This window comes from Mesorhizobium sp. M0437 (assembly GCF_040321335.1).
Lineage (GTDB): Bacteria > Pseudomonadota > Alphaproteobacteria > Rhizobiales > Rhizobiaceae > Mesorhizobium.
In genome coordinates, this window is sequence record NZ_JAMYRK010000058.1 from 22,271 (window position 1) to 40,597 (window position 18,327).

29 protein-coding genes are annotated in these 18,327 nt (G+C 65.1%); all 29 read left to right on the forward strand.

The features are described 5' to 3' along the window. Window positions 1-84 precede the first annotated feature (84 nt). Window positions 85-606, forward strand: coding sequence for a peptidoglycan recognition protein family protein (locus NKI72_RS26810; protein ID WP_352851274.1), 522 nt, complete (start codon window positions 85-87; stop codon window positions 604-606). Continuing rightward, a complete protein-coding gene (locus tag NKI72_RS26815) occupies window positions 606-893 on the forward strand; it encodes a hypothetical protein (RefSeq protein ID WP_352851275.1) in 288 nt (95 codons plus the stop codon). Before NKI72_RS26810 ends, NKI72_RS26815 begins: the two co-directional genes overlap by 1 nt. 103 nt (window positions 894-996) lie before the next feature. Next, entirely contained in the window at window positions 997-1,416 is a 420-nt protein-coding gene (locus tag NKI72_RS26820) for a hypothetical protein (protein WP_352851276.1), read from the forward strand. After that, on the forward strand, window positions 1,394-1,687 hold the full coding sequence (locus tag NKI72_RS26825) for a hypothetical protein (RefSeq protein WP_352851278.1): 294 nt from the start codon (window positions 1,394-1,396) through the stop codon (window positions 1,685-1,687). The genes NKI72_RS26820 and NKI72_RS26825 overlap by 23 nt, the downstream gene beginning before the upstream one ends. Further along, window positions 1,684-1,920 (forward strand): TraR/DksA C4-type zinc finger protein, encoded by a 237-nt coding sequence (locus NKI72_RS26830; RefSeq protein ID WP_352851280.1) that lies wholly within the window; start codon window positions 1,684-1,686, stop codon window positions 1,918-1,920. Before NKI72_RS26825 ends, NKI72_RS26830 begins: the two co-directional genes overlap by 4 nt. Further along, on the forward strand, window positions 1,920-2,285 hold the full coding sequence (locus NKI72_RS26835) for a DUF2730 family protein (protein WP_292672623.1): 366 nt from the start codon (window positions 1,920-1,922) through the stop codon (window positions 2,283-2,285). Before NKI72_RS26830 ends, NKI72_RS26835 begins: the two co-directional genes overlap by 1 nt. Beyond that, window positions 2,282-2,581, forward strand: a complete 300-nt coding sequence (locus NKI72_RS26840; RefSeq protein WP_292672625.1) for a VpaChn25_0724 family phage protein — start codon at window positions 2,282-2,284, stop codon at window positions 2,579-2,581. The genes NKI72_RS26835 and NKI72_RS26840 overlap by 4 nt, the downstream gene beginning before the upstream one ends. 1 nt (window position 2,582) lies before the next feature. Continuing rightward, window positions 2,583-3,176: a DUF3486 family protein gene (locus NKI72_RS26845; RefSeq protein ID WP_352851282.1), complete on the forward strand. Its 594-nt coding sequence runs from the start codon at window positions 2,583-2,585 to the stop codon at window positions 3,174-3,176. Next, the gene (locus NKI72_RS26850; RefSeq protein WP_352851283.1) at window positions 3,173-3,391 is read left to right on the forward strand and encodes a hypothetical protein; all 219 of its coding nucleotides are present in this window, start codon (window positions 3,173-3,175) and stop codon (window positions 3,389-3,391) included. The genes NKI72_RS26845 and NKI72_RS26850 overlap by 4 nt, the downstream gene beginning before the upstream one ends. Continuing rightward, window positions 3,388-3,591 (forward strand): hypothetical protein, encoded by a 204-nt coding sequence (locus NKI72_RS26855; RefSeq protein WP_352851284.1) that lies wholly within the window; start codon window positions 3,388-3,390, stop codon window positions 3,589-3,591. The genes NKI72_RS26850 and NKI72_RS26855 overlap by 4 nt, the downstream gene beginning before the upstream one ends. Then, window positions 3,588-3,785, forward strand: a complete 198-nt coding sequence (locus tag NKI72_RS26860) for a hypothetical protein (protein WP_352851285.1) — start codon at window positions 3,588-3,590, stop codon at window positions 3,783-3,785. Before NKI72_RS26855 ends, NKI72_RS26860 begins: the two co-directional genes overlap by 4 nt. A 310-nt stretch (window positions 3,786-4,095) precedes the next feature. Then, window positions 4,096-5,790: a terminase large subunit domain-containing protein gene (locus tag NKI72_RS26865; protein WP_352851286.1), complete on the forward strand. Its 1,695-nt coding sequence runs from the start codon at window positions 4,096-4,098 to the stop codon at window positions 5,788-5,790. Then, window positions 5,790-7,361, forward strand: a complete 1,572-nt coding sequence (locus NKI72_RS26870; RefSeq protein WP_352851287.1) for a DUF935 domain-containing protein — start codon at window positions 5,790-5,792, stop codon at window positions 7,359-7,361. The genes NKI72_RS26865 and NKI72_RS26870 overlap by 1 nt, the downstream gene beginning before the upstream one ends. Window positions 7,362-7,377: 16 nt before the next feature. Beyond that, window positions 7,378-7,530 (forward strand): hypothetical protein, encoded by a 153-nt coding sequence (locus NKI72_RS26875; RefSeq protein WP_352851289.1) that lies wholly within the window; start codon window positions 7,378-7,380, stop codon window positions 7,528-7,530. Between the two features lie 4 nt (window positions 7,531-7,534). Continuing rightward, a complete protein-coding gene (locus tag NKI72_RS26880; protein WP_352851291.1) occupies window positions 7,535-8,335 on the forward strand; it encodes a phage head morphogenesis protein in 801 nt (266 codons plus the stop codon). 385 nt (window positions 8,336-8,720) lie between these two features. Next, window positions 8,721-9,800: a phage protease gene (locus NKI72_RS26885; RefSeq protein ID WP_352851293.1), complete on the forward strand. Its 1,080-nt coding sequence runs from the start codon at window positions 8,721-8,723 to the stop codon at window positions 9,798-9,800. Continuing rightward, window positions 9,797-10,570, forward strand: a complete 774-nt coding sequence (locus NKI72_RS26890) for a hypothetical protein (protein WP_352851294.1) — start codon at window positions 9,797-9,799, stop codon at window positions 10,568-10,570. Before NKI72_RS26885 ends, NKI72_RS26890 begins: the two co-directional genes overlap by 4 nt. A 27-nt stretch (window positions 10,571-10,597) precedes the next feature. Beyond that, window positions 10,598-11,491: a Mu-like prophage major head subunit gpT family protein gene (locus NKI72_RS26895; protein ID WP_352851295.1), complete on the forward strand. Its 894-nt coding sequence runs from the start codon at window positions 10,598-10,600 to the stop codon at window positions 11,489-11,491. 99 nt (window positions 11,492-11,590) lie between these two features. Next, entirely contained in the window at window positions 11,591-11,764 is a 174-nt protein-coding gene (locus tag NKI72_RS26900; RefSeq protein WP_352795488.1) for a hypothetical protein, read from the forward strand. A 95-nt stretch (window positions 11,765-11,859) separates the two neighbouring features. Then, entirely contained in the window at window positions 11,860-12,174 is a 315-nt protein-coding gene (locus NKI72_RS26905; protein WP_352851296.1) for a hypothetical protein, read from the forward strand. A 100-nt stretch (window positions 12,175-12,274) separates the two neighbouring features. Further along, complete coding sequence (locus NKI72_RS26910) at window positions 12,275-12,961, forward strand: HI1506-related protein (protein WP_352851297.1); 687 nt, start codon at window positions 12,275-12,277, stop codon at window positions 12,959-12,961. 115 nt (window positions 12,962-13,076) lie between these two features. Next, window positions 13,077-13,505, forward strand: coding sequence for a gp436 family protein (locus NKI72_RS26915; protein ID WP_352851299.1), 429 nt, complete (start codon window positions 13,077-13,079; stop codon window positions 13,503-13,505). Continuing rightward, a complete protein-coding gene (locus NKI72_RS26920; RefSeq protein WP_352851300.1) occupies window positions 13,505-14,089 on the forward strand; it encodes a phage virion morphogenesis protein in 585 nt (194 codons plus the stop codon). The genes NKI72_RS26915 and NKI72_RS26920 overlap by 1 nt, the downstream gene beginning before the upstream one ends. Next, the gene (locus NKI72_RS26925) at window positions 14,086-14,523 is read left to right on the forward strand and encodes a phage tail terminator protein (RefSeq protein ID WP_352795483.1); all 438 of its coding nucleotides are present in this window, start codon (window positions 14,086-14,088) and stop codon (window positions 14,521-14,523) included. Before NKI72_RS26920 ends, NKI72_RS26925 begins: the two co-directional genes overlap by 4 nt. A gap of 1 nt (window position 14,524) precedes the next feature. Further along, the gene (locus NKI72_RS26930) at window positions 14,525-14,704 is read left to right on the forward strand and encodes a hypothetical protein (RefSeq protein ID WP_352851301.1); all 180 of its coding nucleotides are present in this window, start codon (window positions 14,525-14,527) and stop codon (window positions 14,702-14,704) included. A gap of 3 nt (window positions 14,705-14,707) precedes the next feature. Continuing rightward, on the forward strand, window positions 14,708-15,631 hold the full coding sequence (locus NKI72_RS26935) for a phage tail tube protein (protein ID WP_352571317.1): 924 nt from the start codon (window positions 14,708-14,710) through the stop codon (window positions 15,629-15,631). Window positions 15,632-15,688: 57 nt separating this feature from the next. Next, window positions 15,689-16,063, forward strand: coding sequence for a hypothetical protein (locus NKI72_RS26940; protein ID WP_352851302.1), 375 nt, complete (start codon window positions 15,689-15,691; stop codon window positions 16,061-16,063). Window positions 16,064-16,101: 38 nt separating this feature from the next. After that, window positions 16,102-16,467, forward strand: a complete 366-nt coding sequence (locus tag NKI72_RS26945; RefSeq protein WP_352453339.1) for a DUF1799 domain-containing protein — start codon at window positions 16,102-16,104, stop codon at window positions 16,465-16,467. After that, entirely contained in the window at window positions 16,464-18,299 is a 1,836-nt protein-coding gene (locus NKI72_RS26950) for a phage tail length tape measure family protein (RefSeq protein ID WP_352851303.1), read from the forward strand. Before NKI72_RS26945 ends, NKI72_RS26950 begins: the two co-directional genes overlap by 4 nt. Window positions 18,300-18,327: the final 28 nt, after the last annotated feature.

The window sequence follows — 18,327 nt, forward strand, 5'->3', positions numbered from 1 at the left end:
GGGCATGATTGCCGCCTGCCGCCGAAGGCATGGTGTTGCGAAATGGCCGGGGCTCTCCCGGCCGATTTCACAGGCGGACACTCAATGACCATCCCTAGCGGCTGGCTGCCCAATGCGACCATCCAGCGCGTCATCCTCCACTGGACGGCCGGTAGCCACAAGGCGACGGATTTCGACCGGCAGCACTATCACCTGCTGATCGAGGGTGACGGCAAGCTGATCCGTGGCGTCCCGTCGATCGACCTCAATTCGCTACCCAAGGCCAAGGCCGGCTATGCCGCGCACACGCTGAACTGCAACACCGGCTCGATCGGCGTTTCGATGTGCGCGATGGCCGGCGCGATCGAGCGGCCGTTCAACGCTGGCTCGCAGCCGCTCACGAAGGCGCAGTGGGACGCCGCCTCGACTGTCGTCGCTGAGCTTTGCCGGCGCTACACGATCCCTGTAGGACCACACACAGTGCTGTCGCATGCCGAGGTGCAAGCCAATCTCGGCATCCAGCAGCGCGGCAAATGGGACATCGCCAAGCTGCCGTTCGATCCCGCTTTCGATACGGCGCGCGAATGCGGCGACCGCTTCCGGGCCGAGGTGAAGGCGAAGCTCTGATGCCGCTTGTTCAGAAGAGCCGCCGTTTCTCGAAGGGGCTGGTCATCGTCAATTGCGCCTTGGCCTGGGCGGCGGTGTTTGCCTCGATCGTCTATGCCCAGGCGGCTTACGTTGCCGCGACGGCGATTGGCCTGATCCTGGCGGTGAGCGGAGCCTACATGGGCATCGGCCACTTGGACCTGAGGCAGATCGTCCGCGCTATCGTGTCCGGGCAGTCCACCACACCTTTGTCAGTGACAGACGGCGGCGAGCCGGCCGAGCCGTTGAGCCAGGGGAACGTACAATGATCGATCCGCGCATCTTCTGGTCCAGCTTCGTGGGCTCGGCATCGGGGACCGCGACGGTGTTCGTCCTGGTGGGCGTGGCGCTGCTGTGGTGGTGGTTGGCGCAATGACCGGCGCAGCTATTGGCCTCTTCTTGAAAAGATGGGTGCTACCGGTGCTGGCGTTCGGCATCACGCTACCGGTGTGGTTCTTTCTCGGCGCCGGGATCTGGCTCCGCTTCGACAAAGCCTCGGCCGTGCGCCAGGCGGTCGACAAGGCCGTGACGGAACTCGTGGCCGGTGCCAGGCTCGACGCGCTCAATGCCGAGCTGGTCGAACAGCGTCGGCTGCGCGCCTGGAGCGAAGGCAAGGCCGACGAGGCCAGCAAGATGGCGAGTGATGAACGGACGGCCCGCGTCCACCTGGAAACCACGCTCACACTTACCGACACCGAAAAAAGGAAAGCAGAAGATGAACTCGCCGTGCTTCAAGCCCGCGTTGACGGCCTTGTTGATCAGCAGCTGCTTGACAGCCTGCACAACCGATAAGGCCGCCCTGGGCAAAGCCTATGCCGACAAGGCTAAGGCCAGCGTCGTCGTAGAGGCGTTGACGCAAGCCGATCGCGCGGTCGCGGAAGCGCGGCGCATGCCCGACTATCCTTCGGAATGCCGCCGCCATCACCGGAGCGGCGTGAAGCTCGGCGATAAGCTCGGCGTTGCCAACAAGAAGGCTGATATCGCCTTGGGCAATGCCAACGACCAGATCGACGGTTGCGCCGGCTGGTATGACGAGCGCAAGGCCGCGAGGGAGCCGAAATGACGGCCGGCAACGCAGCCATCGACTTGGCCGAGCGGCGCGTCGAGCAGGAGTGTGCCGCCGGCGTCGCTCGCATCCAGGCGGCGATCCGGGAGCAATACGCCGCCGTCGAGGTTTCGCCGTTCTGCGACTGCGGCGAGCGTATCCCCGATGCCCGGCGTCTCGCGGTCCCGAACTGCACCAGGTGCATCGACTGCGAAACCTTCATCGAACGACAGAGCCGGAGACGAGCCTGATGGACATTACGCCCTTGATGCCTTGGCTAGTCGCCATCTCCACAATCCTATCGCTGGGAACGACGGTGTTCACCTTGGTGACATCCGGCGCCAAGAAGACGGCTACCGATCTGTCGACGCACAAGAAAGAGACCGGCGAACGCTATGCCGAGCTGGAGAAGACGCTGGACGGCCATGGCGCTCGCATCCAGTCGATCGAAAGCGAAATGAAGCATCTGCCCGATGCGACGGCTTTCATGGATCTGCGGCTCGCGGTGTCCGAGATCAAGGGCGATGCGGGCAAGCAGGCCGAGGTGGTCAATGGCATCGCCCGCACCGTCCACCGCATGGAGAACTTCTTGCTATCAGGATCGAAGAGCGAATGACCGATTTCGACGCCTACCTGACCTACGATGCCCGGCTGGTCATCCTGCGGGAACTGAACAAGCAGACCGACGGTCGCCTCAACGAGGCGCTGCTGACGAAGACGCTCGACACATTCGGTCACAACCGCTCGCGAGAGTGGGTCCGCACGCAACTGCGCAAGCTCGACGAGTTGGGCGCGGTGAAGGTGACTGAGGTCGGCACCTTCATGGTCGCGGCCATCACGCGCGCCGGCGTCGACCATGTGGAACGCCGCGCGATCATCGAAGGCGTGGCCCGACCCTCGCCGGAGGCCTGACATGGCGCGCAAAGGCCGTGGTCAGCTTTCGGCGATCGAGCGCCTGCCCGAGGAGTGCGGCCCGATCATCACGTGGGCGGCCACCGCCCTGCAGGACCGCGCTCGTACGCAGAGCGAGATCTACGAGGAATTCTTCCTGAAGATGCAGGCCCTTCAGGCTGAGCACAAAGGCGAGCTGGAATTCGTCATCCCCTCATTCTCGGCGTTCAACCGCTATTCGATAAAGCTGGCGATGATGACGCGCCGGCTGGAAGACACCCGCGAGATCGCTGCCACCATCTCCAAGCGGTTCGATGCGCAAAGCTCTGACGATCTGACACTGATTGCAGCCGAGGCGATCAAGACGCTGGTGTTCGAGCTGCTGACCGACGCCGGCGAAAGCGGGCTGGCGCCGATCGGCGCCATGCAGCTCGCCACGGCGCTGAAGATGGCGACCCAGGCGCAGAGCGTTTCCAGCGATCGCCGGACCAAGGTGGCAAAGGAATTCAAGGCCGATGTTGAGAAGGCCGTCGACACCGTGGCCAAGGCCAAGGGCATGTCGGCTCAGACAGCCGAAGACATCAAGGCGCAGATCCTGGGCGTGAGGGCATCATGACCAAACCGACCGTGACAGTCACATTCTCGGCGTACGACTTCGGCTGCCTGCGCGGCCTGCTCACTCACGAGATCGACAATGTCGAGCGGCGCCTTACGGTCGTCGGCTATCCCTGCGCCCCGGCCGACAAGGAAATGACCGACGCTTATCTTAGGCAGCTCCGCTCGTCCCTGGCGACGGTTGAGGAGGTCTATGACGGGATCGGCGCGACATGAACGAGCGCCAGAAGGTCGCGACCATTGCGTTGCCACTCACCACCGCGCCGGGCGACAGCGGCACGACGACGGTGATCTTCGACGGCAACGGCATCCCGATCGGCGGCACGACCGGAGACAACCATCCTGCGAACGCCGAGTTGCTGGTGCACACCTTCAACTTCGCCTGGTCGGACAGAACTGATGGAGCGCTGCATTGAGCGCCAAGCGGGTCCAGATCGAGCTTTCGACCGACGAGGCAGCGTGCCTCAACAATGCCTTGCGGCGGGAGATGCAGGCCGCCGAAAGGCAGCGAGGACAGTCGGCCTGGATCGGCGTCGACGAATACATCCGCCGGCTTGAGGCGTGCGTCCAGGCAGTCGCCAAGGCGTTTGAGAAGGCGATCCGCACATGACCGGCCCAATCTCCAAGGAGGAACCGGAGAAGGTCCGCCGGTTGCATTGCGTGGTTCCCTTCTGCCGACGAACGCGCAAACCCGGTTGCAGCGAGTGGATTTGCGGGCCTCACTGGCTCGGAATTTCCGTTCATCTTCGGCGTCGCAAATCCAAGCTTGATCGACGCTATCGCCGGCTGTTCGGGAATAATGGGTTCTGGATTTATCCGCCTGGTTCGCCCCCTCGGCTCCAGGCTGTGAAGCTCGATCGGCTTTGCGGCCTTGCCTGGTATCGGTGCAAGCGGGCAGCAATCGAAAGGGCCGTAGGGATATGACCGGCCCGATCTCCAAGGAGGAATGGGAAAAGGTCCGCCGCGAGAGCATGGCGAACCTCGACCATGTCATCGACAGCGTCGGTCTGCCCAGCGTGCTGCTGGGCTATCAGAGCCGTACCGTCTCGCTGCTCGAAAGCACCGCCGTCCGCGTCCTGTTCATCGAGAAGAGCCGCCGTATTGGCGAGACCTGGGCACTGGCTTCCTATGCCGCGCTGCGCGCCGGCCGGGCCAAGGATGCCGGCGGCATGGACGCCATGTACATCTCCTATTCGCAGGAGATGACACGCGAGTTCATCGACGCGTGCGCCATGTGGGCGCGCGCCTTTGCGCAGGCGGCACTTGCGCAGGAAGAATTCCTGTTCGACGACACGGACCCGGCCCATCCGGGAGAGACCCGCCAGATCAAGGCGTTCCGCATACAGTTCGCCTCCGGCTTCGAGATCCTGGCATTGTCCTCGGCGCCACGCACCCTTCGCGGCAAACAGGGCCTGGTCATCATCGACGAGGCGGCTTTCGTCGACAGCCTGAAGGAGCTGCTGAAGGCGGCACTAGCCAACCTGATGTGGGGCGGCCAGGTCGTGGTCTGTTCGACCCATAACGGCGCTGACAACGAATTCAACGTCCAGGTCCAGGACATCCTCGGCGGCCGATCGAAGTACAGCCATCTCAAGATCGATTTCGACCAGGCGCTGCTGGAAGGGCTTTACGAGCGCATCTGCCTCGTCACCAGCCGCGAGTGGTCGCCGGCAGCCGAGGCGCAATGGCGCCAGGACATCATCGACTTCTATGGTGACGGCGCCGACGAAGAGCTGTTCTGTGTCCCATCCATGGGCTCCGGGGCTTGGCTGACCAGCCCGCTTATCGAAGCGCGCATGACCCTGACGCCGGAAGAGGCGCCGGTCATCCGCATCGATCTGCCGCTCGACTTCCTGCACCGGCCCGAGCTGGAGCGCCGCCACCTGATGGCGCCGCATCTGGACGCCATCAAGAAAGTGCTCGACGGCCTGGACGAAAAACGCCAGCACGCCTTCGGCTACGATCCGGCCCGAAAGGCCGACCCGGCGATCATGTCTCTGCTGTCGATCGACAAGGTGCTGCGCCGCCAGGCGGCGCTCACCGTCGAGTTGCGCAACGTGCCCTTCCAGGAACAGAAGGAAATCGCCACCCTAATCTTGAAGGCGTCGCCGCGCCTATGCGGGGCAGCGGTCGACGCAACTGGCGTGGGCATGAACCTCGCCGAGGATCTCGGCCGCATTTTCGGCTTGCACACCGAGGAGACGCCCGGCGGCCTGGTCTGGTCGGTCACGCTCAGCCAGAGTTGGTACAACGAGAATTTTCCGCCGCTTAAAACGGCCTTTGAAGACGCGAACATCTCGCTCACCAGAGACGCCGAGCATGCGGTGGATCTTCGCTTGGTCAAGATAATCAGGGGCATACCGTCAATTCCGCCGGAGCGGGTTGGCACGGCCGGCGCCAAGCGGCACGGCGATTTCGCGGTTGCCCTGGTGCTCGCCTATTTCGCCAGCCGCATGCAGTGGCACGAATACGACTATGTGCCGGCGCCGATCGCCAAGAGCCGGTTCGAAGAACGGGTAGGCACCGACCAGGGCCGGAGCTGGCGCGACCGCGCGGACCAAGGTGGCGGTGGCTTTCGCATGGCGTCCACTCGCCGCAATCCGGGGATCTATTGATGGCCGACGTTTTCAAAGGGATCGTGGACCGCTACGGCCGCCCGATCGAGAAGGCCTCGCTGAAGGTCGAGCAGGCCGCGCCGACCTCGACCGGCGTGCGCCGCCACGATGCGCTCCATCCAGCCGCCGGCCTCACGCCCGGCCGACTGGCCCAAGTCCTACGCGCCTCCATCGACGGCGACCCAGAAAACTATCTGGCGCTGGCCGAGGACATGGAGGAGCGCGACCCGCACTATGCCGGCGTGCTCGGCGTCCGCAAGCGACAGGTCTCGGGCCTCGACATCACCGTCGAGGCGGCCGGCGACGATGCGGTCAGTGTCGCGGCTGCCGACTTGGTGCGCGAGGTCATCGAGCGTGACGGCTTCGAAGACGAACTGTTCGATATCCTCGACGCGGTTGGCAAGGGCTTCTCCTGCACCGAAATCATCTGGGATACGTCGGAAGGTCAGTGGCGGCCGAAGCGGCTGGCGTGGCGCGATCCGCGCTGGTTCGTATTCGACCAGGTCGACGGCGAGACGCCGCTATTGCGCAATGGCGGTCTGAACGAGCCGCTCGTGCCCTATCACTGGATTTATCACTCGGCCAAGGTGAAGTCCGGCCTGCCGATCCGGGGCGGCATCGCCCGCGCCGTGGCGTGGACGTTCCTGTTCAAGAGCTTCACCATCAAGGATTGGGCGATCTTCTGCGAGGCTTATGGCCAGCCGCTTCGCCTCGGCAAATACGATGCCGGCGCCTCTGAGAAAGACAAGCAGATCCTGCTTGATGCGGTGAGCAATATCGGCGTCGACTATGCCGCCATCGTGCCAGCGTCGATGATCGTCGATTTTGTGAAGGCCGATATTTCGGGGTCTCACGCGCTTTACAAGGAGCGCGCCGACTGGCTCGACCAACAGGTTTCCAAGGTCGTGCTCGGGCAGACCGGCACGACAGACGCGATCGCTGGCGGCTATGCCGTTGGCAAGACGCATGACGGCGTGCGCGAAGATATCGAGAAAGGCGACGCTAGGCAGATCGCCGCGACGCTGAACCGTGACCTCACCCGGCCAGTGGTCGACCTCAACTTCGGGCCGCAGAAGAAGTACCCGAAGATTTGCATCGGCCGGCCGGAACAGGTCGACATCAAAGCGCTGGTCGAAAACGTCGTCTCGCTCGTACCGCTCGGCCTGAAGGTCGGCATGTCGACGATGCGCGACCGCATCGGCCTGCCTGACCCGAAAGACGGCGAGGAATTGTTGGTTGCGCCAAAAACGCAGGCTCCAGGCGTTCCGCCCGCCGACCCCACGCTGAAGCTACTGAAGCCAGGTGAACGGCCGCCAGCCCTATCTGCTGACGGTGTGAAACGTGACGCGATCGACCGGGCCGCCGATGACATGTTGGCGGACTGGAAGCCGCTCGTGTCGCCGCTCGTCGCCGGCCTCGAGGCCGAGATCGCCGCGGCCTCGTCCGTCGAAGACGTAAAGGCCTTGCTGGCAAAGCGCTTCGCCGACCTCGACGCGGCGGCGATCACAGAACTGCTCGCACAGTCGGCATTCGCTGCCCGCCTGGCGGGTACGGTCGACGATCAGCTTTGATAGAGGAAGATTTCCGATGACGTACCTTTTCCTGTTTTTCGCATTCGGCGCGCTCGCCGGCATCCTCCACAATTCGTTACGCCGCAACGGGCATGGCATGGCCTACAGTGCCGTGATGCTGGTCATCTGGATAGTTGCGGCGCTCTGGTGGTCTGGCCGTGTAGGCTGAGGGCGTGGAAGCCGATCTTACGCCGCTCCCGCCGCGCGAGGCGATCGCGGCGCTGTTCGCACGCGGGCAGCTCCTTGATCCCGAGTTCTCCTGGCTGGACACTTGGCAGGAAGCACATGCCCGCAGCTTCACGGTGGCGAAGTCGGCCGGTTTCGACATCCTGGACGATATCTACCAGGGCCTGCTGAAGGCGCTGTCCGAAGGCAAGACGTTCCGCCAGTTCGCGGCCGAGCTGACGCCGCTGCTCCAGGACAAGGGTTGGTGGGGTCAGCAGCCGGCCTTCGACCCGCAGACGGGAGAAGCGCGCTGGTCGCAGCTCGGCAGCGTCCGGCGCCTCGGCACGATCTTTGACGTGAACATGCGCGTCAGCTATGCGGCCGGCCACTGGTCATCCTTCGAACGCAACAAGGCCACGCGCCCATTCATCCGCTACGTGCACCTGGAAGGCCAGGAGCATCCGCGTCCGCTTCATGCGCTCTGGCACAACACGGTCCTGCCGGTCGATCATCCTTGGTGGAATACCCATGCGTGTCCGAATGGCTGGAATTGCCACTGCACTCTGCAGAGCCTTTCCCAACGCGACATCGATCGGCTGCAGCGTGAGGGCGAGGTTCTGAAATTCGAGCCGGTATCCGGCACGATGCGCAAGTTCGTCAACAACCGGACCGGCGAGGTCTCGACCGTGCCTGACGGCATCGATCCGGGCTGGGCATACAATCCCGGCAAGTCGGGCTACCTCTCTGTCGTCGAGCGGGATCTGGCGCGAAAGTCCGGGGCGTCCGACTGGCTCTCACCTGCATCCTGATCGTCCTCACAGGATCGCCGCACAGCCGCACAGGAGACCCTTGGGGCGTGGCACTGGTGCGCGGAGGGCCGTTTGCCGCTGTAGACCCGTTCAAAACCGATTTTAGGGGCTATCTGACCTCTGAACGAGATGGTCGTAACGCAGCCTTGCCGGTTGACCCTGGCTCGGCTACCGTGCCTTACTTCGGCGGCGGACCTGTCATCACTACGTCCCGTCAGTTCGATCCCCCAAGAGCCGACCACCGCCCGCCATGGCGGGCATGATTTAACAGCATCGGCCGGGCCAATGTCCGGCAATGAAATCCGCTATCACTTCCTTCCTGTCGACCGCCTCGGTCGCCGCTCTCGCGGTGGCCGTCATCGCGCCTGAAGGAGCCGATGCCTGGATGCGCCTGGTGCCATCCGGCAAGTTCGAAGCACGCGACGGCCGCAAGTTCGACAGTGGCAACAGGGCCAATCAGGAAGCGATCGTCGCCCGCACCCGCCAGTATCACGCGACCACAGACATGGTGGTCGACTACGATCACCAGTCGGTCTTCGGCGTGAAGGACGGCGTCGGCGGCACCGCCAAGGCGGCCGGCTGGGTCAAAGAGCTTCAGGTTCGCGACGACGGCATTTGGGGTCGTGTCGCATGGACCCCCTCTGCAGCGGCCGCAATCAAGGCCGAGGAGTACCGCTACCTCTCCCCCGTCATCCCGCACCGCAAGGCGGACGGCCGCGTCCTGCTCATCTTGAACGTGGCCCTGACCAACACCCCGGCGCTCGATCTCGAAGCGGCAGCGGCGAGTGCAGTTTTTGCAAACCTGTCCGAAAAAGGAACTGAAATGGATAAAATCCTGACCGCCCTGGGCTTGCCCAAGGGCACCGGAGAAGACGCCGTCCTTTCCGCGATCCAGGCGCTGCTGACATCCAGCACCGCACTGGCAAGGGCCGCTGGCCTGACCGAGGACGCCCAGCCGACCGCCGTGCTCACGGCAGTGACAGCAGCAGTCGCCGACCGTGCCAAACTGGCCAAGGCGGCGGGCCTCAAGCCTGAAGCTGTCACCGACGACATCGTTGGCGCTGTCCAGTCGGCGCTGAAGGCCAACAATCCTGACCCGGAGAAGTATGTGCCGATCGCGGCGCTCACCGAGCTGCGCGACCAGTTGAAGGAGCTTCGCGACGAGACTTCGGCCGACAAGGCCGAGGACGCTGTCACGGCAGCGCTCACGGCCGGCAAGCTGACACCGGCCATGAAGGAGTGGGGCATTGCCCTGTTCAAGTCGAACAAGGCGGCGTTTGAAAAGTTCGTCGAGACCCAGCCGGTGCTGACGAAGCCGCAGCTCGACAACCCCCGGCGCGAAACCAAGACGGGCGATACGCTCGACGAGGCCCAGCTCGCCGTTTGCACCGCGATGGGCCTCGCGCCCGACGCCTACAAGAAGATCCTCGCGGCCGAGGCCGCCGATAAGGAGGCAGGCCGTTGACCCTCTCAGCAGATCGCAACACGCCGCGCGCCGAACGCGGTTTCGTCAAGATGGTGCCGATGGCGGCGGCGCTCATCTATGCCGGCGCTCTCGTCTGCCGCAACGCAGCCGGCTTCGCGGTCAAGGGATCGACCGCGCTCGGCCTGCAGGCGATCGGCCGCGCCAACGAGCGCGTCGACAACTCCGGCGGCAATGCCGGCGACCTGAAGATCAAGGTCGAGGAAGGTATCTTCCGCTGGGCCAACTCGGCGGCCGCCGACGAGATCACCGAGGCCGAAGTCGGCAAGGCTTGCTTCATCGTCGATGACGAGAAGGTGGCCAAGACCTCGGGCTCCGGAACGCGGTCGCTGGCTGGCATCGTCATGGCGATCGACGCGGTCGGCGTCTACGTCCTGATGGGCGAGGACGTACTCGCCGGCTACCTGGAAGGCCGCAAGATGTTCGTTCCGCTTCGGGTTGCGACCCTTGTCGGCGCGAATGTCTACCGGGCGCTGTCGCCCTATCCTGGCGTGGTCAGGAAGATCCGTTCCGTCACTGAGGGCGTGCTGACCACCGGCGATGCGACGCTGACCGGCAAGATCGACGGCGTCGCCATCACCACCGGTGTCATCACCATCGCCCAGGCCGCGTCGGCGGCTGGCGACAAGGACAGCTGCGATCCGACCGCCGCCAACTATGTCGCGGCCGGCGGTGAACTCTCGCTGACGGTCGGTGGCACCAACGCTACGGCAACCGCCGCCAACTGCGTCTTCGAAATCGACCGCGATTAAGCGCGGCTAACCGTCAACGGAGCTTCCATGAAAATCAATAGCGCCAACCTTGATGCCATCCGCGTCGGCTTCAAGACTTCTTTCCAGGGCGGCCTTGGCCAGGCGGCGTCGCAGTATCCTCGCGTCGCCACCACCGTCCCCTCGACGACGCGCGAGGAAAAGTATGGCTGGCTTGGCAAGATCCCGAACATCCGCGAGTGGATCGGTGATCGTCTTGTCCAGAACCTGATGGAGCACGACTATTCCATCAAGAACAAGGACTACGAGCTGACGATCGGCGTCGACCGCAACGACATCAAGGACGACACGCTCGGCATCTACGCGCCTCTGTTCACCGAGATGGGCATGTCGGTCGCTGCTCACCCGGACATGCTGGTCTGGGCTCTGCTCAAGGCCGGCTTCTCGACGCCCTGCTACGACGGCCAGTATTTCTTCGACACTGATCACAAGGTGCTCGACGAGACCGGCGAACCGGTGTCGGTTGCCAACACCGACGGTGGCGCGGGCGAGCCGTGGTTCCTGCTCTGCACCAAGCGGGCTCTAAAGCCGATCATCTACCAGGAGCGCGAGAAGTTCGAGTTCGTCTCCAAGGACGATCCGAAAGACGAGAACGTCTGGCGCAAGAAGGAGTTCGAGTATGGCGTGGACGGCCGCTGCAACGTCGGCTTCGGCTTCTGGCAGCTGTCGTGGGGCTCCAAGCAGGCCCTCGACCCGACACACTATGAAACGGGCCGTGTAGCCTTGACCGGCATGAAGGGCGACCACGGCCGGCCGCTGGGCAACGTTCCCGACCTGCTCGTCTGCGGCCCGACCAACGAGGGCGCTGCCCGCGCGGTCGTGGCATCGCAGCTGGTCAACGGCGGTGAAACCAACAAGTGGGCAGGCACAGCCGAGGTGCTGATGGTTCCGTGGCTGGCCTGATCGGGCCGCAATTCCAAAGCCCCGCCGGCAATCAAAGCCGGCGGGTTTTCCGGAAGCAGCCGAGCCCGGCTCCTTCCGCAAGACCCAAGAGGAACCCCTATGACCACGACAGTTAAAGTCCACGTGAACGGCAACTTCCGCGCCACCGTCAAGCAGGACGACCGCGAACCGGTCGAAATCAACCCTGGCGAGGAGCGGTCGTTCTTTCTGCCCCACCCGGCAAGCAGCACCTTTTCTATTACGGAAGTCCCGGTCGATTCCAACGCCGGATAGGACGCTGCGGAATTCGCCCTGCCGGCTTCGGCCGGCGGGTTTTTCGGAAGCAGCCGACACCCGGCTCCTTCCGCAAGACCAAAAGAGGAAATCCGATGAAGCTTTTCCGACCTCTCTTATTCCTATGCCTCGCTTCTGCAGTCGCTCTCGCCGCCGTCGTGGCGGTCGACGTCTTCAACTCGCCGTTGCCACTCGCCAATGCCACCTCCGCCGACATGCTGACGGCCGCTGTGTTCACCTACGTGATGAAGACCGTGGTCGGCGCCCTGGCACTCCTCGTCGTGGCGCTCCTGGCGGTCGCGATCGTCGCCTCGGCGCGCAGATGGTGGATCGCTGCCCGCGTCGATCGCAGCCTCGTCTACTACGACCCCTGGCGTCTGTCCGAACCGTATCAGCGGCCGCCTGGCTGACACCCGACTGCCGAATTCGCCCCGCCGGCGTCGGCCGGCGGGTTTTCGAAAAGCAGCCGCCAAGGCTCCTTTTCAAAGACCCAGAAAAGAGGATTGAACGATGGCGAAAGCCCTAACAGCCCGCAATCTACGTCAGACCGCGAACGCGGCGCCGGTCTCGGCCGCTGCGGCCGAGACCACCAATTCAGAGGGCGTAACCGCTTCGGCGGCCAGCCCAACCACGGCAGCGCCGACAAACGCTGCCGTGGAACCATCCGGCCCGGCGGTTGTCGAGCATGGGTCGGGTGCCCCGTCGCCACAGGCGGCGGGGACCATTTCCGAAGCAACGAAGCCAGTAATCGCGGATCAGAATGTCGCGGTGAATGCTTCGCCTGCTGCCGGTGCCGCGCCCGCAGCGGCGCCACCGGCTGCCCCGTCGCTGGGGGCAGCGACGGGGACCATTTCAAGCATACCCCCGGAGAGCGTCGACCAGGGCGGAGCCGGCAATACGGCCGGCTCCGCCGAGTCGCTCACGCTGGAGGACTTGGACAAGCGCCTCGGCACGGCAGAGGACGAGTTCCGCTCCAAGTTCCCGCGCCTGGCCGCCGCGATCGACGCCTGGCAGGCAGCCAATGCTGAGGGAGATGTGCCGACGGGCGTTCGCATCCGGTCGAAGGTCGACGGGTTCCGCCGTGCCGGCATCGCCCACTCCAAGGCGCCGGTCGAGCACGCCATGGAGGCGTTCAAAGGCCCCGAGCAGCTGGAGGCCCTTTTCGCCGAACCGAACCTGGTCGTGGAGCTGATCTGACCGTGCATGTCTTCCTGCCCATCTGGCTCGTGCCGCTGACGCTTACGGTCCTGGACTGGGCCGGGGCGCTCCTAGTGTGGCCCGCCTTCATCTGGCTTTTCATGGTGGGTGCCTGATGTACGCCGTCCAACAGGATCTGGTCGACCGCTTCGGCGCCACTGAGCTGATCCAGCTCACGGACCGGACGAACATGCCGCCGAGCACGATCGACGGCGTCGTGGTCGGCCGCGCGCTTGCCGACGCCGACGGCGTGATCGACGGCTACATCGGCAAGCAGTTCACTCTGCCGCTTAGCGTTGTACCGCCGGTCCTGGTCAAGGTCGCCGCGGATCTGGCGCGCTACTATCTGCATGGCGAGGCGGCCGACAAGGAGAGCATCGTCTCGCGCAACTTCGCCAACGCGATCTCCTGGCTGAAGGATGTCTCGAAGGGTCTCGTCCTGATCGAGGAGGAAGGCGAGACGCCCGAACAGGCCGGCGGCGGCGCCATCAAGACCAGTGCGCCGAACCGCGTGTTCACCCGCGACAAGCTGCGGGGCTTCTGATGGCGACCGAAGGCATCCAGATCCGCCTCGTCGACCAGGCCGTGCTGGCGACACTCGACCGCATCGAGCGCCTGGCCGAACATCCCAGGACGATCATGTCGGCGATCGCCGCATACCTGGTCACCTCGACCCAGCGGCATTTCGAGCGCGAGACCGGCCCGGCCGGCAAGTGGCAGCGGCTCAGCCCGCGCACGGCCGCCAAGCGCATCGGGCGCGGCCAGCGCGGCTATGGCCACATGCTGCGCGTCACCAACCGGCTCTACAGCTCCATCACCGGCGAGGCGACGGAAACCGAAGCGGCGGTCGGAACGAACCTGCTCTATGCCGCTATCCAGCAGCTCGGCGGCGAGGTGAAGATCCCGGCGCGCGAGCAGGATCTGCATTTCGGCAAGACCAATCGCGGCCGCCGCTTCGTCAAGGCCTCGCGCAAGCGCAAGGAAACGGTCCGCGTCTCGATCGGCGCGCACTCGATCACCATCCCGGCGCGGCCCTATCTCTATGTCGACGAGCAGGACCAGGCCGAGATCCTGCGTCTAGCCGAGGACGCCTTTCGCGCCGAAGCCGATGGCGGAGCCCGGCCATGACGCTGTCCGCAGAATTCCAGCAGCGCCTGCGCGATATCGACCCGCCGCTCTTTCGGCTGATCGCAGGCGCCGCCGCCTGGGCCTCGCTCAGTGGCGAACCGAAGACGACGCCCGCGGCCTTCGTCCTGGTCGAGGAAGAGCACAGCGGTGAAAACGAGCGCATGACCGGCAACGTGCTGCAGCGCACCGAGGCTGATGTCGCTGTCATCATCGTCACCCGCAACGTCTCCGATGGCACCGGCGGGGCCGCTGCCGACGACATCGAAATCCTCAAGGACGCGGTACGCGGCGCCTTGATCGGTTTCGAGCCGACCAGCGTCAACAATGCCGACGTTGTCGAGCACATCTCGTCGAACCTTCTCAAAGCCAAGAACGGCCACGTCTGGCAGCGCGAGCTGTTCGGCGCCGGCTACTACCTCGTGGAGAAAAGCTGACATGGCAAAGATCGAAACGCCGATCGCCGGCGGCGCGTACAACCGGCGCAAGGATGGAACGCTGGAGCGGATCGAGGGCACCGAGCCCGCGCCGCCGCCCGGCAGCGAGGCCGAGCCGGTACCGGCGGGCACGGACGAACCATTGGCGGCCGAAACCGGCGCGCCCAGGAAGGGGAAATAAACGATGATCCGTCGCTGGAAGAAGCTGTCCGCCCTCATCAAGATGGATGCCACCTATGGAGTTGATGCGGTACCGACCGGTGCTGCCAACTACATCCAGCTCTCCGACGCGGCCTTCACGCCGCTCGCCGGTGACGAGGAGGCGCGCAATCTGATGCAGCCGTTCCTCGGCCACCAGGGCGTCTTGCTGACCGGCGACTATGGCCAGTTCAATTTCTCGGTCGAGATCGCCGGCGCCGGCGCCCTCGGCACGGCGCCGGCCTATGGCCCGCTGCTGCGCTCCTGCGGCTTTGCCCAGGTGATCTCGGCCGGCGTCGACGTCCAGTATGATCTGATCCACGACGCCTTCGAGAGCAGCGGGCTCTATTACAACTCCGACGGCGTCAAGCATGTGCTGCTCGGCATGCGCGGCAGCGTCTCGCTCGGCTTCACACCCAAGCGCATCCCGCGCTTCCAATTCTCGATGAAAGGCCTGGTCGGGACCATCACCGACGAAGCCTTGCCCGTCGTCACCAAGACGATGTGGATCGATCCCGTCGTGGTCTCCAAGGCCAACACCGTGATGGCGCTGCATGGCTGGACCGCGATCGCCGAGAGCCTCAACATCGACACCGGCTCGCAGGTCGTGCCGCGCCACCTGATTGGCGAGGAGAGCATCGAGATCACCGACCGTTCAGTGACTGGTACCGCCGTCGTCAAGGCGACATCGCTTGCCACCAAGGATTGGTTCTCGATCGCCCGCGCCCACACCAAGGCCGCGCTGGCGCTTACCCACGGCACCGTGGGCGGCAACACGGTGGCGATCGACAGCGACAAGGTGCAGATCGGCCGGCCGGCAGAGGGCCAGAGCGACAACATCCGCAACTATTCGCTGCCGCTGATGCTGACCAGCCTCGGCTCCACCGAGCTGAAGATAACCGTCAAATAAAGGCGGCTTCAACGCCTCTTCAACTGCCGTTCAAAACCTCAGGAAAGTGCCCCCGCAATGAAATTCGTTCTCGCCAAGGAATATCTCTACTGGTGGCCGATAAAGATCGAGCTTCCCGACCCTGCCAACCCCGGCAAGTGGAAGACCATGAGCTACACGCATCAGTTCGCCGGGGTCGACGAGGACGCGGCAATCACGCTCGGCAATGAGATCGCGGCGCTGCCGACACAAGAAGAGCGCAAGACGCGTGAGCACGATCTGCTGATCCAGGCCAGCCGCGGCTGGCGCGACGTGGTCGACGAGGACGGCAACGAGGTCGCCTATTCCGAGGAGGCGTTTCGCCAGGCGCTGCAGCAGACCTGGTACCGGGTCGCGCTCTACGGCGCCTACGCCAACTCTCTCGCCAGCCCGGCGGCCCGAAAGGGAAACTGACAGAGGCCGCTCGCGCCTGGGCGCTGGCACGGGAAGGCTTGACCGACCCGACGCGCCCCGTGCGGCCCGACGACCAGGCGCGGCAGGATGCCGAAGCGTTGGGCGTCCCGCCGGAAAACCTGCCCGATGCGGATGACGAAGAGAGCGACGACGTGTTTGAAGTGTGGGACGTGAACATGCCATCCATGGCGCTGTTTCTCGGCTGCGAGACGCAGTGGCGCGTCGTCGCGCGCGGCATGGCAGGTTTCCTCCACTACATCGGCATCGACTATGCGGCGGCCGCCGTGCTGCTCGAGGCGCGGCCGAAGCGCGAGAAGAAGCGTCACCCGGCCTGGCGGCTGCTCGACGATCTGCGCGACATGGAGATCGAGGCCCGCGCAATCATGAACGAGGTGCGCGAGTGAGCCTCAATCTCGCGCTTATCATCAGCGGCGACGCTTCCGGCGCCAAGGCGGCGGCCGAGGAAACGAGCGCCGCCGTCCGGACGATCGGCGTCACCGCGACCAACGCCGCCAACGCCCAGGCGGCGGCCAACGACGAGGCTGTTGCCGCCGCCAGCCGCGTCACTCAGGTGCTGACAGGCCAGGACGCGGTGCTGCGGGCGCGCGGCGCCGCCGCCGCCGCCAGCCTGACCTCGGTTGCCGGTGCAGCCAGGCTCACATCGTCGCAACTGCTCAATCTGTCGCGGCAGGGCAACGATGTCGTGACCATGTTTGCGCTCGGCGTCCCTGCCATGCAGATCTTCGCCTCGCAGGCCGGCCAGGTCTACGACGCGCTGGAGAGCGGGCCGAAGGGTCTGGGCGGTTCGCTCACGGCGATCCGGAGCTCACTCGCCTCGACGGCTGCCTCCTTCCTTGGTTTCGTGCCTGGCGTCGGCCTGGTCACGACCGGCCTGGTGGCCGCCGGCGCGGCGGCCATAGCCTATGCGCTGCTGACGCGGACAAACATTCAGTCGGTGGACGACGTTCTCAAAACCCACAAGAAGATCATCGACGAGATCGCCGCCGCCTATCCGCTCGCCGCCGCGGCTGCCAAGGCCTATGAGGACCAGGCGACGAAAGTGCCGCTTTCGGTGGCACAGGCCGACGCCATCAAACAGGCCGAAGACGAGAAGAACACGCTCGCCGCCACGCTCAACAATATCCGCCGGCAGATGTCGATCGCGACGACGAACTCGCCAACGGACCCAGCCGGCGCGGATTTCGCGAAACTCGGCCAGGCCGGTGTCGTCGCGTTCCGGCAACTGGCGGCTGAGATGCAGGCCGGCCAGATTGACGCCGCCGGCGTCCAGAAGCGGCTCGGCGAGCTGCGGATCGATCCCGGCCTGAGCAAAGTCGCGCACGACTTCGCCGAGCAGCTCCAGGACAGCGCCAACCAAGCGGCGGCGATCGAGCTTCATCTGCGCGGCTCGAGCGCCGCGATTGCGACGTTCCAGGGCGTCACCGTCGGCCGGGGCGATGAAGGCGCCAATCTGACGAAGTGGCTTGCCGGCAACCGGGCGGCACTGGTCCAGCTGCAGCGCGACCGCGAGACCGCGTTCCGCTCGCTCTATGCCAGATCGCCGGAGGAACAGGCCAGGGCGGCGCGGGCCACCGAGGACGCCAGGCCATTCGACCCGAATGAGGGCAAGGGTGTTCGCGACTATCGCGCCGACACGGCGGCCGCGCTTGCCTACGCCAGAGCGCAGCAGACGCTGGACGAGGCCCAGAAGCAGCGTCTGCGCTCGCTCGACCAGACGATCGCCGCCCAGCAGCTCGACATTGGCCTGATCGGCAAGACGGCGGCCGAGGCGGCCAGTTTGCGCATGGCGTTTCAGCTCGAGCAGGCGGTCCGCGAGGAAGCCGCCCGCAACAATGTCCCGGCCGACGAGGCCGAGATCCGGCGCATTAGGCAAAAGGCCGCCGAATATGGCCGGCTCAGCGCCATCCAATCCGCACGCACCACGATCGTCGGACAGGGCCAGACCATCGAGACCCAGCGCGCCGAGCTTGCCCTGGTCGGGGCGAGCACCGCCGCCCATGACCGCGTCATCGCCAGCCTGCAGGTGGAGCAGCAAATCCGCCAGCTCGGCATTGCCCTCTACGGCACGGAAGCCGAGGCGATGCGCGCCAACGCTGCGGAGCTGGCGGCGCTGGCCGAAGCCCGGTGGGCCGCCCCTAAAGCGGCCGGCCGACGGAGAGCCGCGCGCCAGCGCGGCCCCGCGACGGTGCCCCCGGGCGGTTGGGGCCCGGCGTGATTCCCCCCGGGGGGCGGCGGCCCCAAAT